General features: G+C 68.1%; 15 protein-coding genes. 3 read left to right on the forward strand and 12 right to left on the reverse strand.

The window, feature by feature from the left end:
* Positions 1–32: 32 nt before the first annotated feature.
* From G154_RS18145 to G154_RS18165, 5 genes are all read right to left on the reverse strand, one after another.
* Entirely contained in the window at positions 33–743 is a 711-nt protein-coding gene (locus tag G154_RS18145) for a polysaccharide deacetylase family protein (RefSeq protein ID WP_031601654.1), read from the reverse strand.
* Entirely contained in the window at positions 740–2,053 is a 1,314-nt protein-coding gene (locus G154_RS18150) for a PhoH family protein (RefSeq protein ID WP_019511361.1), read from the reverse strand. Before G154_RS18150 ends, G154_RS18145 begins: the two co-directional genes overlap by 4 nt.
* 202 nt (positions 2,054–2,255) lie before the next feature.
* Entirely contained in the window at positions 2,256–3,086 is an 831-nt protein-coding gene (locus G154_RS18155; protein WP_019511362.1) for an acyl-ACP desaturase, read from the reverse strand.
* Between the two features lie 78 nt (positions 3,087–3,164).
* Positions 3,165–4,622 carry a glycine hydroxymethyltransferase gene (locus G154_RS18160; protein WP_019511363.1) on the reverse strand — a complete coding sequence of 486 codons (1,458 nt, stop codon included), beginning with the start codon at positions 4,620–4,622 and terminating at the stop codon, positions 3,165–3,167.
* Between the two features lie 33 nt (positions 4,623–4,655).
* Positions 4,656–5,852 carry a hypothetical protein gene (locus tag G154_RS18165; RefSeq protein WP_019511364.1) on the reverse strand — a complete coding sequence of 399 codons (1,197 nt, stop codon included), beginning with the start codon at positions 5,850–5,852 and terminating at the stop codon, positions 4,656–4,658.
* 30 nt (positions 5,853–5,882) lie between these two features.
* Between G154_RS18165 and coaA the strand changes: the two genes are divergently transcribed.
* Complete coding sequence (coaA, locus tag G154_RS18170; RefSeq protein WP_023986163.1) at positions 5,883–6,815, forward strand: type I pantothenate kinase; 933 nt, start codon at positions 5,883–5,885, stop codon at positions 6,813–6,815.
* 64 nt (positions 6,816–6,879) lie between these two features.
* Here the strand turns inward: coaA and G154_RS18175 are convergent, their stop codons facing one another.
* The 3 genes from G154_RS18175 to G154_RS18185 form a co-directional block, all read right to left on the reverse strand.
* Positions 6,880–7,284, reverse strand: coding sequence for a hypothetical protein (locus tag G154_RS18175; protein ID WP_019511366.1), 405 nt, complete (start codon positions 7,282–7,284; stop codon positions 6,880–6,882).
* A gap of 252 nt (positions 7,285–7,536) precedes the next feature.
* Positions 7,537–8,889, reverse strand: a complete 1,353-nt coding sequence (locus tag G154_RS18180; protein WP_019511367.1) for a hypothetical protein — start codon at positions 8,887–8,889, stop codon at positions 7,537–7,539.
* A 5-nt stretch (positions 8,890–8,894) separates the two neighbouring features.
* Positions 8,895–9,701 carry a (2Z,6E)-farnesyl diphosphate synthase gene (locus G154_RS18185; protein WP_019511368.1) on the reverse strand — a complete coding sequence of 269 codons (807 nt, stop codon included), beginning with the start codon at positions 9,699–9,701 and terminating at the stop codon, positions 8,895–8,897.
* A 56-nt stretch (positions 9,702–9,757) separates the two neighbouring features.
* Between G154_RS18185 and G154_RS18190 the strand changes: the two genes are divergently transcribed.
* Entirely contained in the window at positions 9,758–10,495 is a 738-nt protein-coding gene (locus G154_RS18190) for a hemolysin III family protein (protein WP_019511369.1), read from the forward strand.
* 33 nt (positions 10,496–10,528) lie between these two features.
* Here the strand turns inward: G154_RS18190 and G154_RS18195 are convergent, their stop codons facing one another.
* From G154_RS18195 to mca, 4 genes are read right to left on the reverse strand one after another with little or no spacing between them, the layout of a single operon-like run.
* Complete coding sequence (locus G154_RS18195; RefSeq protein ID WP_019511370.1) at positions 10,529–10,897, reverse strand: nuclear transport factor 2 family protein; 369 nt, start codon at positions 10,895–10,897, stop codon at positions 10,529–10,531.
* An 11-nt stretch (positions 10,898–10,908) separates the two neighbouring features.
* Positions 10,909–12,897: a thioredoxin domain-containing protein gene (locus tag G154_RS18200; protein WP_019511371.1), complete on the reverse strand. Its 1,989-nt coding sequence runs from the start codon at positions 12,895–12,897 to the stop codon at positions 10,909–10,911.
* Positions 12,881–13,141, reverse strand: a complete 261-nt coding sequence (locus G154_RS18205; protein WP_019511372.1) for a hypothetical protein — start codon at positions 13,139–13,141, stop codon at positions 12,881–12,883. Before G154_RS18205 ends, G154_RS18200 begins: the two co-directional genes overlap by 17 nt.
* The gene (gene mca / locus G154_RS18210; RefSeq protein ID WP_023986164.1) at positions 13,138–14,004 is read right to left on the reverse strand and encodes a mycothiol conjugate amidase Mca; all 867 of its coding nucleotides are present in this window, start codon (positions 14,002–14,004) and stop codon (positions 13,138–13,140) included. Before mca ends, G154_RS18205 begins: the two co-directional genes overlap by 4 nt.
* A gap of 96 nt (positions 14,005–14,100) precedes the next feature.
* Between mca and G154_RS18215 the strand changes: the two genes are divergently transcribed.
* On the forward strand, positions 14,101–14,526 hold the full coding sequence (locus G154_RS18215; RefSeq protein WP_019511374.1) for a DUF4307 domain-containing protein: 426 nt from the start codon (positions 14,101–14,103) through the stop codon (positions 14,524–14,526).
* Positions 14,527–14,546 lie beyond the last annotated feature (20 nt).

Below are 14,546 nucleotides of genomic sequence, written 5' to 3' on the forward strand. Positions count from 1 at the left end.
TTCGGATATCCGATCGGCGAAATCGGTAAACGTCAGCGCAGCGCGTTGACCGCGGGTCCGTTCTCGACACCGCCGTACAGGGTGCCCGGTGCCTGCGGCCCGAGCAGCTGTCCGACGCTGACCACGTGGTAGCCGTTCGCCCGCAGCACCGGCAGGAACTGCTCGACCAGATCCACCGTCGAGTCGAAGATGTCGTGCAGTAGCACCACCGACCCGGGCTGCACCCGACTCATCAGCAGGGCGCGGCTGGCCGCGATGTCCCGGTCGTGAATCCAGTCGTACGGCACGACATCCCAGTTGACGACGGCCAGGCTCTGCTCTCCTGCCGCAGCCAGCACCCGGTCGTCGACCTTGCCGAATCCCGGTCGCATCAGCGTGGGCCGTTGTCCGGTGGCCGCCACGATCGCGTCGGTGGCCCGGATGAGCTGGCCGGCGATCTGGTCGGCCGGCACGGTCGTCAGATCGGGATGGCTCCAGGTGTGGTTGCCGATCTCCATTCCCGCCGCGGCGATCCGCGCGGCGGCGGCCGGGTCGGCGGCGACCTTGTCCCCGATCAGGAAGAAGGTCGCGCCGGCACCGTTGGCGGTCAGCACGTCGAGAAGTCTGTCGGTCGGGGCTGCCGGCCCGTCGTCGAAGGTCAGCGCGACGCATTTGACCACCGCACAGTCGACGGTCTGTGCCTCTGCGATTTGCGGAGTCGCAGCCGCCAGCAGCACGGCTGCGACTCCACAAATCACTCTCATGGCAGCGCGTTGGGGCTGATCTCCTCGAGCATCTCGGTGACCAGCGCCGCGATCGGCGACCGCTCGCTGCGGGTCAGCGTGATGTGCGCGAACAACGGGTGACCCTTGAGCTTCTCGATGACGGCGGCGACCCCGTCGTGACGGCCGACGCGCAGGTTGTCGCGCTGGGCGACGTCGTGGGTGAGCACCACCCGCGATCCCGAACCCAGCCGCGACAGCACGGTCAGCAGCACATTGCGTTCCAACGATTGCGCCTCGTCGACGATGACGAACGAGTCGTGCAACGACCGGCCGCGAATGTGAGTGAGCGGCAACACCTCCAGCATCCCGCGGGAGAGCACCTCCTCCAGCACCGCCGGGCTGGCCAACCCCTCCAGGGTGTCGAAGACGGCCTGCGCCCACGGCCCCATCTTCTCGCTCTCGCTGCCCGGCAGATACCCCAGGTCCTGCCCGCCGACCGCGTAGAGGGGCCGGAAGACGACGACCTTGCGCTGGGTGCGGCGTTCCAGCACGGCCTCCAGGCCGGCGCACAACGCCAGGGCGGACTTTCCGGTGCCGGCCTTGCCGCCGAGGGACACGATGCCGACGGACTCGTCGAGCAGCAGATCGAGCGCGACGCGCTGTTCGGCGGACCTTCCCCGGAGGCCGAACACTTCGCGATCACCTCGCACCAGCTGCACACGCTTGTCGGCGTTGACCCGGCCCAGCGCCGACGAGCTCCCGGCGAGCAGGCGAATACCGGTGTGACACGGCAGATCCCGCGCCGCGGCCAGATCCAGGTCACCCTCGGCGAACAGCGTGTCGATCTCCTCGGCCGAGACGTCGAGTTCACCCATCCCGGTCCACCCCGACGTCACGACGTCCTGGGCGTGGTATTCGTCGGCGGTCAGACCGACAGCGCCGGCCTTCACCCGCAGCGGAATGTCCTTGCTGACCAGCGTCACCAACTTGCCCTCGGCGGCCAGGTTGGCGGCGACCGTCAGGATGCGGGCGTCATTGCTGTCGTTGCGGAAGCCCGAGGGCAGCACGTTCGGGTCACTGTGGTTCAGCTCGACCTGGAGCGTCCCGCCCTCTGTACCAATGGGAATGGGCTGATCCAGGCGGCCGTGATCCAGCCGGAGATCGTCGAGCAATCGTAGTGACTGGCGGGCGAACCAGCCGAGTTCGTGATGGTGCCGTTTGGCCTCCAACTCGCTGATAACCACGAGAGGGACGACCACCTCATGTTCGGCGAACCGTGTAATTGCCCAGGGATCGGACAACAGCACGGAGGTGTCGAGCACGTAGGTCCGGATCGGCGAATCGGTCACGAGGCGCTCCTAGAACCTCCGCGAGCCCCGCGAAGGCGTTTCGGCGGGCGCGCGCGGTACCAGGACCGGGGCCGGTCCTGTTCTCGTGAAGAGATTCGGTACCGCCCGGACAGCAAAGCAATTCGCTAGCCATCGACCTCGACGCTACTCCCGCGGCGCGGCGTCCGCCCGCCAGGCGCGCCGACTCAACCGGCACAACAGGTTACGCGCCGGTGAACTCTCGTAACTCCGGCACCTCGGCCAGTCCCCACGAGGTGATCAGCTCGGCCACCACCGCACGCTTGGTGGCCTCATCGAAGATGCCTGCCTCGGCGACCGTGGCCCGCTTGTCACCGTAGGCGTCGATATCCCCGCCGACGACGTCGAGGGCGGCGGCTTGCGAGGCGATGGCGGCGATGGTCTCTTCCCGCTTGTCCCCGTCCAGCAGGTACCCGACCAGGTTGGCGAAGAACACGGTGTGGCGCTCCTCGTCGGCGGCGATCCGCCCGAGCAGCCCGCGCAGCACCGGTTCGGGAGTCTGTGCCTCGGCATTGCGGGTGAACACCGCATGCGAACGCTCGAAGAACGCCATGAACACCAGCGTCTCGATCTGGGTGAGACGGTCGGCGCGGTAGCCCTTCATGACGTGCTCGACGCGGACATCCTCGTTGGCGGTGGGGTCCACCTCACGGGTGACCACCAGATAGTTGCGCAGCGCGACGGCGTGCAGGTGCTCCTCGGCGGTCCAGCGGCCCAGCCAGCGTCCCCACTTGTCCTCGAGGATGAAGTGCTCGACGAGCTCGCGATGGTAGCCGGCCAGGTTGTCCTTGGTGATCAGCAGGATCTCGCAGGCGTCGGTGACCGGCTTGGGCAGCGTCACATCCGACGGGTCCCAATCCTTGCCGCCGAGGAAGGCAAAGTTCTCGCCCTGGTCGAACGGCACGTAATCGTGCCCGTACCAGGGCTCCTCGGTCGCGAGGTGTCGCGACAGGTTCTCCGCCACGACCGGCTCGAGTTCGAGGGTCAGCGCATTCGCAACGGGTTTCTCAGCCATGAAAGTAACTGTAACCCGTCGACACACGTTCCCCGAAATTCCGTGCCGCGTGTCACGCCGCGGACCTCGCGGTCGCGACTACGACAGCGTCAGACCCGGGTACAGCGGGTTCGCCGCCAGCATCTCCGACGAAGCGGCGTGCACACGGGCGGCGACACCGTCGGCGGTGGCGTACTTCGCCTTCGAGGTCCCCTCGGCCTGGGTATTGGACAGCACCTCGACGACCAACTCGGCGACCTTGTCGAACTCGGCAGCACCGAAACCACGGGTGGTCAGCGCCGGGGTGCCGAACCGGATACCGCTGGTGTACCAGGCCCCGTTCGGGTCGGCCGGGATGGCGTTGCGGTTGGTCACCACTCCGGCGTCCAGCAGTGCCGACTCGGCCTGCCTGCCGGTCAGCCCGAAGGAGGTGACATCGAGCAGGACAAGGTGATTGTCGGTACCCCCGGTGACCAGCCGGGCGCCACGGGAGGTGAACCCCTCGGCCAGCGACTGCGCGTTGTCGGCGACGGCCTGCGCGTAATCGCGGAACGCGGGCTGGCGGGCCTCGGCCAGCGCCACGGCCTTGGCGGCCATCACATGCGAGAGCGGTCCGCCGAGCACCATCGGGCAGCCCTTGTCGACGGCCGGTGCGTACTCCTCGGTGGCCAGCACCAGACCGCCACGCGGGCCGCGCAGCGACTTGTGCGTGGTGGTGGTGGTGACGTGGGCGTGCGGCACCGGATCCTCGTCACCGGTGAACACCTTGCCCGCGACCAGACCGGCGAAATGGGCCATGTCGACCATCAGGGTGGCACCGACCTCGTCGGCGATCTCGCGCATCTTGGCGAAGTTCACCCGGCGCGGGTACGCGGAGTAGCCGGCCACCAGGATCAGCGGCTTGAACTCCTTGGCCGCGGCGCGGACGGCGTCGTAGTCGATCAGGCCGGTCTGCGCGTCGGTGCCGTAGCTGCGCTGGTGGAACATCTTGCCCGAGATGTTGGGCCGGAACCCGTGCGTGAGGTGGCCGCCGGTGTCCAGCGACATGCCCAACAGCCGCTGGTTGCCCAGCTTGGCGCGCAGCGTCTCCCAGTCCGCCTCGGACAGGTCGTTGACATGCTTGGCGCCCAGTTCGGCGAGGCCCGGCGCCTCGACGCGGGTGGCCAGGATGGCCCAGAACGCGACCAGGTTGGCGTCGATACCGGAGTGCGGCTGGGCGTAGGCGTACGGCGCGCCGAACAGCTCGCGGGCATGCTCGGCGGCCAGCGCCTCGACGGTGTCGACGTTCTGGCACGCCGCGTAGAAGCGGTGACCGATGGTGCCCTCGGCGTACTTGTCGGAGAACCAGGTTCCCATGGTGAGCAGCACCGCGGGTGAGGCGTAGTTCTCGCTGGCGATCAGCTTGAGCGAATCACGCTGGTCGGCGAGCTCCTGGCGGGTGGCCTCGGCGATCCGCGGTTCGACCGACTCGATGACCTTCAGCGCGGCGCGGTAGGCCTCGCTGGCGGTGGCGGCGTAATCAGTGCCGGGTGCGGCGATCGACGAATCAGCAGTCATGGGGCAAGCCTATCGCCCCACCGGCGGCGACAGTTACCGCAGGCTGGACGGGATCAGTGGCTCGTCGAGCAGCCTGGTGAAGCGCTCGGTCAGCGACACCTCGGCAGGCCGATCGTCCAGCCACGCGCGCAGCAGCCGATAGCCCTCCACGTAGGTGGAGGTGTAGGCCCGCCACAGCGGCGAGGACAGGAAGCGCAGCATCTGCCGGGCCCGCTCGTCGGACACCAACAACCATTGGCTCAGGTAGGCGACCACGTCGTCGACATCGCGGTGCTCGTCGTGCAGCATCAGCGCCGCGTCCTGACGGACATCGGCCAGCGCCGCGGCGGCCTCGGAGACCGCCGCCGAACGCTCACCGTCGAACCGCAACCCCAGATCGGCGTAGATCTCGGTCGCCCAGGCGCCCCAGTCCGGTCCGATGGCCGCGTACAGAGCCAGGTCGGCCAGCCCCTCGGCCATCAGGCACTGCGGGGTGTTGACCAGGAAGATGGTCTGTTCCTGCTGGTTCAGCCCGGCCACCAGGCCGGCTTCCTTGCGGCAATGCTCGGTGTGATGCCCGGGGTAGGACTCGTGGGCCACCAGTCGCGGCAGGTTGGACATCTGCTGCTTGAGGTCGGCGTTGACCGCCACCGTCGAGGCGTAGTCGCCGAGGTAGTAGTTGAAGCCCGACCACGGCTTGTCGGTGACGACCTCATAGGTGACGGTCTCGGTGTCGGGCAGCGGGAAGGTGGTGCGCACCGTGTCGCGCAGCGCCGAGGAGAACGCGTGAATGCATTCCTCAAGCCGGTTCGGCGGGATCTCCTCGGCCTGGCGGTGGGACTGCAGCCGCTGCGCCAGTGGCCCGCTGCCGCCGAGCGCTTCATCGAGCCTGCGGTGCGCGTCGCGGTAGCGGTCCTGGTCACCCTTGACGATGTCGACATCGAAGTACTCGCGCACCTCCTCGACGAACCCGACATCCTCACCGGCGAATTTGCGGCCCGCGCAGGCCAGCGCCTTGAGGTGGGCCGACAGGTAGGCGCGGCGCTGGGCGTCGAGCCCTTCGGCGGCGGGCACCTCGGCTAGCAGCCGCTGGGCGGTCCTGGCCAGATCCGCGGGATCGGGCGCCGGCTCGTCGGCGACCTTCCGGCGCAACGCGGGGTCGCCGGTGAACGAGTCGACGTAACCCTCCTCGACCCGGTCGAAGCGCAGCCCGAGCAACAGATATTCATCGATGAGGGTGCTGGCGTTCATGGCCTCAACGGTAGATGCAAGACTTGACGGATGTCGCGGCCCAGCGAGCCGAGCCCGTATGTGGAGTTCAATCGAACCCAGTGGCGTTCGTTGCGCATGTCGACCCCACTGGCGTTGACCGAGGCCGAACTGATCGGCCTGCGCGGTCTCGGTGAGCAGATCGATCTGGCCGAGGTCGAAGACGTCTATCTGCCGCTCGCGCGGCTGATCCATCTGCAGGTGGCCGCCCACCAACGGTTGTTCGCCGCCACCGCCGAGTTCCTCGGCGAGCAGAACCCGCACCGGCCGGTGCCCTTCGTCATCGGGGTGGCAGGCAGCGTGGCGGTCGGTAAGTCGACCACCGCGCGCGTGCTGCAGGCGCTGCTGGCCCGCTGGGAGCACCACCCGCGCGTCGACCTGGTGACGACCGACGGATTCCTCTACTCCAACGCCGAGCTGACTCGGCGGAATCTCATGCACCGCAAGGGGTTTCCGGAGAGCTATGATCGCCGGGCGTTGATGCGGTTCGTCACGGCGGTCAAGTCGGGTGCCGATCTGGCCTGCGCGCCGGTGTACTCGCACCTGATCTACGACATCGTCCCCGGCGACAAGCAGCGCATCCGCCAGCCCGACATCCTCATCCTGGAGGGACTCAACGTCCTGCAGACCGGGCCCGCGTTGATGGTGTCGGACCTGTTCGACTTCTCGCTGTACGTCGACGCCCGCATCGAAGACATCGAGAAGTGGTACATCTCCCGATTCCTGTCGATGCGGGCGGGCGCGTTCGCCAACCCGGCGTCGCACTTTCACCATTACGCCACGCTGACCGATGAGCAGGCGGTGTTCGCCGCCCGTGACATCTGGCATTCGATCAACCGCCCGAACCTGATCGACAACATCCTGCCGACCCGGCCCCGCGCCACCCTGGTGCTGCGCAAGGATTCCGACCACTCGATCAACCGGTTGCGCCTGCGCAAGCTGTAGAGCCGCCGATTTCGGCGCGCAAACGTTCGGTGAGCGAACGTCAGCGCGCCGAAGTTGCGCGGTATCAGATGCGGCGCACGCCGACGTACTGCAGTTCGGCCATCACCAACGTGTAGACGCCGGTTCCGAGCACCAGGACCACGCCGGTGGTCGTCAACGGCCAGACGCCGGCCAGCACCACACCCACCGTCAGCACGGTGAACAGGAAATTGCCGATCGCCAGGATCAGCCCGGAGGTGCGCACTGCGTCACGAGCCGCCAACGCCAGGACGACAACGCTGAAGCCGACGAAGAATGCGCCTGTCGCATACTCGGTCGCGGCCGTGGTGCCCGACAGTTCGGCAACACGCGGCGCGAAGAGCAGGAGGCCGACGCCGGCGATACCGCTGATGAGGGCGTCGGCGCGCATGGCCAACCTCAGGAACGCGTCGGATCGGGTGGATGTGACTCCAGCGGTGATGGCGGACATGGTCTTCCTTTCGACGGTGAACAGGAGGAGACCGGTGCGGGAGCGCCCCGCAAGCCTCGACACGCCGGCACCTGCTCCCGCCGTGTGCGTGACGTCCCCGCACCGGTTGGCCGAAATTGCTTCTGCCACCTCTGAGACTGCTCAGCGACCGCTGCCAGCTCGACGCCGAACACTGCCAACTACTGCCAACCGCAGGTCAGCGCCGATGCGGCCGAGGGCGGAGTCCGAGGAGAAGCGACCTGTCGGCCGAAGTCAGGCGGCCGAAACCGGCTGGGCGCCGCGCAGATCCGCCGCGATCATCCGGGCCGCGGCGTTCTGCCAGTTGTGCAGTGAGCGCTGGGGAACCTCGGTCACGAACCACTGCCAGGCCTGTCGGGCGACGGGGTCGAGACCGGCGGCGGTGGCGTTCTGCGCATACGCCCGCACACCGACGACATAGGGGAAATACAGCGAGTTGTAATGCCGCCATTGCTCCCCGGTGCCGAAAGCTCCGCCATCGCGCGGTTTGAGCGCGGCGATCCGGTCGGCCAGCAGTGCCCGCAATTCGTTCGCCCGCTCCAGTGGTTGATCCGGTGCGCCGCGGGCGGCCAGCCGGGCGTCGATCGCCGGGAGTGCGCACAGCGGGCTGGCCACCAGCTTGGACAGGTCACCGTAGTGGCCAAGGGCGCGGCGGGTCAGCCGGGCGAAGGTGTCATCGTCGAGTTCGTCGAGCGGGTTGTCCGACCGCAGCGGTAGCGCCGCCTCGGTGCCGCGCAGGGTCGCCCGGTCGGCCCGCAGCGCGGGAGAGAAGGTCAGCCGGTCCAGCACCCCGGCCAGCGGATCGGCGAGCACGTTGATCGCGATGGCCAGCGCCAGGCTGGTGAACAGCAGCACGGTCAGCGCAGGCTGGGCCGACTCCCCCGCGACCGCGAGGCCGATCACGGCCTGTCCGCCGAAGACCGTCGCCACCGCGGCCGTCCCGACGAAGGAGCGCGCCATATCGGCCTTGAGCGCCTGCCCCTCGTCGAAGGCGTCCCACAGCGCGACGGCAACGCCGAGCAGGGCCACGTCGAATCCTGTGGAGGCCAGCGCCAGTCCGCTGGGCAGCAGTCCCAGCGGGATGACCAGAATGGCGTTGCCGAGGGCGAAGAACAACGTCGCCACCAGGACGAACCGCACCACCGAGACGGGCTGGGCGGGCCGCAGCATGGTGGTGACCATCGCGGCCAGCGATGGCAACGAGACCGCCCCGAACATGAGCCAGTGGCCGGCGCGCAACGGTCCGTCGACACTGCCGGCCAGTGCCGCGCCACCGAGCGCGATGACGGCAACACCGCACACGCAGGCGATCTCACCGACCCGGCTGCGCCAGGTGTCGATCGGTCTGGACAGCTCGACGAGCACCGCGAACCAGAAGATGCCGGGCGCCACCACCAGGAACACCTCGATGCGGCCGAGCAGCTCCGAACCCGTCACGGTGCGCACCGCGTCGAGGGCGACGACGGCGGCGAAGCTGGCCAACCCGGCCGCGGCCAGCACCAGCACCGGCTTGCGGGGGTCGCGCGCCAACAGGTACAACCCGAGCCACCAGCTGAGTGCGAAGACGACCGCCGACAGCCCCGACATCGCTGCTACAACCCGTGCCTGCGGTGCCGATTGGTGTAGTCGCGCAACGCGCGCAAAAAGTCGACCCGTCGGAAGGCTGGCCAGTGCGCCTCGGTGAACCACATCTCCGAGTAGGCGCTCTGCCACAACAGGAATCCGGAGAGTCGTTGCTCACCAGAGGTTCTGATGACCAGGTCCGGATCGGGCTGGCCCGAGGTGTAGAGGTTCTCCGAGATCGCGTCGACGGTGACCGATTCGATCAGCTGCTCGGCGGTGGCGCCGTTGGCCAGTTCCTTGCTGAGCAGTCCGCGCACCGCGTCGACGATCTCCTGCCGACCGCCGTAGCCGACGGCGACGTTGACCTGCAGCACTCCGGGGCCGGCGGCGCCGGTGCTGCCCACCGTCCGTTCCGTCGCCTCACGCAGCCGCCGGGCCGGTTCCTCGCCGAGCAACTCCAGGTCACCGACCGTGCGTACGCTCCAACGGTTTTCGGGCGCGCAGATCTGTTCGACGATATCGGTGATGATCTCGATGAGCGCCGCCAACTCGTCGGGGTCGCGTTGCAGGTTCTCCGTGGACAGCAGATAGACCGTCGTCAGCTCGATGCCGGCGGCCTGGCACCAGCGCAGCATCTCGGCGATCTTGGCCGCGCCCCTGCGGTATCCGTAGCTGACATCGTCGAAGCCCGCATCGCGTGCCCAACGGCGATTTCCGTCACACAACACCGCGATGTGACGTGGGAGTTCGGACCGGGACTGCGCCAATTCGCGGCGCAACCGCATTTCATACAGCCGGTAGGCCGGCTCCTTGAGTCGCGGCGGAATGATCTCCACAGCGATCCAGACTACTGTGATCCTGGCCCAGGTCTAAGCCACTCAGCGGAGGTGAGATGTCCACGCCCATCGATTCCGGCCGGCCCTACCGGTCGGCGGCGGCGCATTCCGCGGAGGATCTACCCGAGGCACTCGCCGACGGTGTCGCGCAGTTCCTCGGCCGCCCGCGCGCCCGCGGCTGGATTCACGTCTACTCCGCGGTCGTGGCATTCATCGCAGGCGCCGCGCTGGTGGCGGTGTCATGGTCGGCGGAGTCCACCCGCGCCGGAGTGGCCACACTGATCTACACGTTCACCATCGTGGCGATGTTCGCCGTCAGCGGTACCTATCACCGGGTGACCTGGCAGTCGGTCAAGGCGCGCACCTGGATGAAACGCCTCGACCATTCGATGATCTTCATCTTCATCGCCGGCAGCTACACGCCGTTCGCCCTGCTGGCACTGCCCTCGCAGAAGGGCATGGTGCTGTTCTGGATCGTCTGGGGCGGGGCCATCGCCGGTGTGCTGCTGAAGATGTTCTGGCCGTCGGCGCCGCGGTGGCTCGGGGTGCCGCTCTACATCCTGCTGGGCTGGGTGGCCGCGTGGTTCATCGGGCCGATCATGGACGGGGCCGGCGTGGCCGCGGTGGTACTGCTGATCGTCGGCGGGGCGTTCTATTCGGTCGGTGGCGTGCTCTACGCACTCAAATGGCCCAACCCGTGGCCGGCGACATTCGGCCATCACGAGTTCTTCCACGCCTGCACCGCGGTCGCGGCGGTATGCCACTACATCGCGATGTGGTTCGCGGTCTTCTGATTCCTGCTCGTCACGTTCCCGGTGGGAGAAGGGTCAGAGCTGGGTGATGTTCGCCGGACCCCAGTAGGCCTTCATCGAGGTGATCAGGCCCTCGCCGTTGAAGGTCATGACCTCGATGGGTTCGATGCGCATCGCCCCGCCGACGGTGATGGCGAAGACGAACGCGGCCTCGGTCCCACCGGCGCGGAACGACAACAGCTCGGTCGAGATCTCGGCGCCCTGCACGTTCTTGTAGAAGCCGGCGATGGCCTGCCGTCCGATGTGCACCTCACCGCCGCCCACCGGATCCTCCAGCGTGGCGTCCTCGGCGTAGAGGGCGGCGACATCGTCGGCGCTACCGCCGGAGACCGTGTCCAGATAGCGCTGGACGAAACCCTGCAAGGCATCAGGCTCGAAGCTCATGACCGGCCACGCTACACGGCACGCCGCAGCGCGGTATCGAGATCTTCCACTGTGCGGACCGGCAGGTCGCACACCCGGCCGCGACAGACATAGGCCGCATCGCGACCACCCACCCGGTCCCGGCCGCGCAACAGTTCACCGGAGTCCGGCTCGCCGCCGACGACCACCGCCCCACCCGGCGCGAGCATCCGCGCGGCGGCCAGCAGATCCGAGTCGGCGGGGTCGCAGGCCACCGCGATCTGGATCGGGCCGCGCACGGCGGCCTCGGCCAGCGCCAACCAATGCCCGCCCGAGCGCGGTGCCTTCGCCAACACCGTGACCCCGGCGGCCAGCGTGGCGTCGGCGGCCGTGCGATAGCGCGGATCGGCATTCAGGTGTGCGACGAGCTGCAGCGCTTCGGCGGCCGCGGAGGCACCTGCCGGGGTCGCACCGTCGATCAGGTCGGCCGGGCGCAGCACCAACGCCTCCGCGTCGTCGGCGGTGTCGAACCAATGGCCCGGTCGTTGCGGATCGGCGAAATGGTCCAGCGCGGTGTCGATCAGTCCGGTGGCCGCGGTGAGCCAGGACTGTTCACCGGTCTGCTGGTACACGGCGCACAACGCGGACGCCAGCGCCGCGTAGTCCTCCAGGATGGCCGCGCTGTCACCGACCACACCGCCGAGGCTGGCCCGCCGCAGCCGACCGTCGACCAGGTGCAACCGCAACAATTCGCGCGCACACGTGATGGCCGCTTCGAGGTATTCGCGGCGACCGAGCGCCACCGAGGCCTCGATGAGCGCGGTGATCGCCAGCCCGTTCCATGCCGTCACCGCCTTGTCATCACGCGCGGGTTGGGGCCGCTGCGACCGCGCCGCCAGCAGCGCCGCGCGCACCCGCTCATGACGGGCCCAGTCGTCGGGATCGGCCCGCAGCTGCAGCACCGAACTCCCCCGCTCGAACGTGCCCGCCTCGGTGACACCGAAAAGTGCTGCGGCCCAGTCGGCATCGGCTCCGAGCACCTCGCCGAACTCGGCAGGCGTCCAGGCGTAGGTCAGGCCTTCGACGCCGCCGGCGTCGGCATCCAGGGACGAGGCGAACAAACCGTCCGCGCCGAGACCGTCGATGATGAACCTGGCGGTCTCGTCGGTGACCCTGCGCGCCAACGCATCCGCGTTGCGACGGGCCCAATGCGCGTAGAAGCGCAACAGCAATGCGTTGTCGTACAACATCTTCTCGAAATGCGGAACCACCCAGGCCGCGTCGACGCTGTACCGCGCGAACCCACCGGCCAGCTGATCGTAGATGCCGCCGCGCGCCATCGCCTCGCCGATGCGCTGCACCGTGGCCAGCGCATCGGCCGACCCGGTCCGTTCGTGGTGTCGCAGCAATGCCTCCAGCGTCATCGATGGTGGGAACTTCGGTGCCTGCCCGAAGCCCCCGCGCTCGACGTCCTCATCGCGCAGCACCGCGGCGACCGCGTCATCGCACAACCGGGCGTCGGGCGCCGAATCGGAGCCCGGTAGCCCCAGGTTGATCGCGCGGAGCTCACCGGCGATCTCGTCGGATGCCCGCTCCACCTCGTCGCGGCGCTGCCGCCAGGTTTCCCGGACCGCCGAGATCAGCTGCAGGAAACCGTCTTTCGGGTAATAGGTACCACAGAAGAACGGCCGGCCATCCGGGGTGAGGAAGCATGTCATCGGCCAGCCACCCTGACCGGTCATTGCGACGGTCGCGCTCATGTAGACGGCGTCGAGGTCAGGACGCTCTTCGCGATCGACCTTGATGCAGACGAAGTCGTCGTTGAGCGCCGCCGCCACCTCGGGGTCGGCGAAGGATTCGTGCGCCATCACGTGGCACCAGTGACATGCCGCGTAGCCGATCGACAGCAGGATCGGCACATCGCGCTCGACCGCCTCGGCCAGCGCGGCCGGCGTCCACTGCTGCCAGTGCACCGGGTTGTCGGCATGCTGACGCAGATACGGGCTGATCGCCTCGCCCAGGACGTTAATCCTTGGCGTCACCCTTGAACTCGTTCGTCGTGCCCTCGTCGACGGCCTGGTCCGGCTCGGGGTGATCGGGGTCGAACGACTCCGGCAACCGCTTGAGGTGCCGGTTCATCGAGAACACCAGCGCGAAGGTGCCGACCAGCAGCACGATCAGCACCAACAGGCCGACGGGGCTGGCCTTGCCGAAATCGGGTCCGGTCTGGCGGGGCCCGCCGTCTTCGGCGAGCAGGGTGGCGGCGATCAAAATCAGGTCGGTCATGGCTCGATTCCGGCGAACAGATCGGTTTCGGGCAGCTGCACCGGAACCCTGGACCGCGCGAGCTCGAACTCCTCGGTGGGCCAGAGCCGTTGCTGCCACTCCATGGGCGTGGTGAAGAAGAAACTCTTGGGGTCGATCTGCGTGGCGTGGGCCAGCAGGGCGTCGTCACGCTGGGCGAAGTACTTGGCGCACTCGATGCGGGTGGTCACCCGCTTCTCGATGCTGTCCTCCTCGGCGTCCCAGCTCTCCAGCCACTTGGCGAAGGGGCCTTCCTGGCCGTGGTGGGCGAACTCGTCCTGCAGCACCTGCATGCGTTGCCGCAGGAAGCCGTGGTTGTAGTACAGCTTGGACACCGCCCAGGGTTCCCCGGCGTCGGGGTACCGGACGTGGTCGGCGGCCGCCTCGTAGGCCGCGACGGACACCTCGTGGCAACGAATGTGGTCCGGGTGCGGGTAACCACCGTTCTCGTCATAGGTGGTCAGCACGTGGGGCCTGAACTCGCGGATCACCCGAACAAGCCGCTCGACGGGCTCCTCGAGCGGCACCAGGGCGAAGCAGCCCTCCGGCAGCGGCGGCAGCGGGTCGCCCTCCGGCAGCCCAGAGTCGACGAAGCCCAGCCAGTGGTGCTCGACGCCGAGGATCTGCGCGGCACGCGCCATCTCGTCGCGGCGCACCTCGTGGATACGGCCGTGTACCTCGGGGATGTCCATCGCCGGGTTGAGGATGTCACCCCGTTCACCACCGGTCAGGGTCACCACCATCACTCTGGCGCCCTCATCGGCGTAGCGCGCGGTCGTCGCCGCACCCTTGCTGGACTCATCGTCGGGGTGGGCGTGCACCGCCATCAAACGCAATTCAGTCATCGTGTCTCTTCAACGAAGGCGTCCCTCTCGCTTATGCCCACGCCCCCTATAGTTCCAGGTCTAAGAGAAGCCACCGACCGACGGGCACCCAAAACCTTGACCATCGAGCGTCCCACCGCCCGCTACGGGCGCCAGAAGCTGTCCCGCAACGGCAGGCGTGGGCTGGTGATCGGCCTGTTTCTGCTGATAGTGGCGGTCGGGGTGGGCATCGCGATCATCGCCTTCCAGCGCTTCGGCACCGCCGACGCCAAGGGTGAACTCAGCGGGTATCGGCTGATCGACGACCAGACCGTCGCCGTGACCATCACCGTGACGCGGGCGGATCCTTCGGTGCCCGCGGTCTGCATCGTGCGCGCACGCTCCATCGACGGCGCCGAAACCGGGCGCCGCGAGATCCTGGTGCCGCCCTCGACCGCCGATTCGGTGGTGATCGACGCCGAGGTCAAGTCGACGAAGCCGCCGGTGGTGGGCGATATCTACGGGTGTGGGATCGACGTTCCGGGGTATCTCGTAGCTCCCTGATCCGCGGGGCACAACCGACG

The sequence above is a fragment of the Mycobacterium sp. VKM Ac-1816D genome (assembly GCF_000416385.1).
Taxonomy (GTDB): Bacteria; Actinomycetota; Actinomycetes; order Mycobacteriales; family Mycobacteriaceae; genus Mycobacterium; species Mycobacterium neoaurum_A.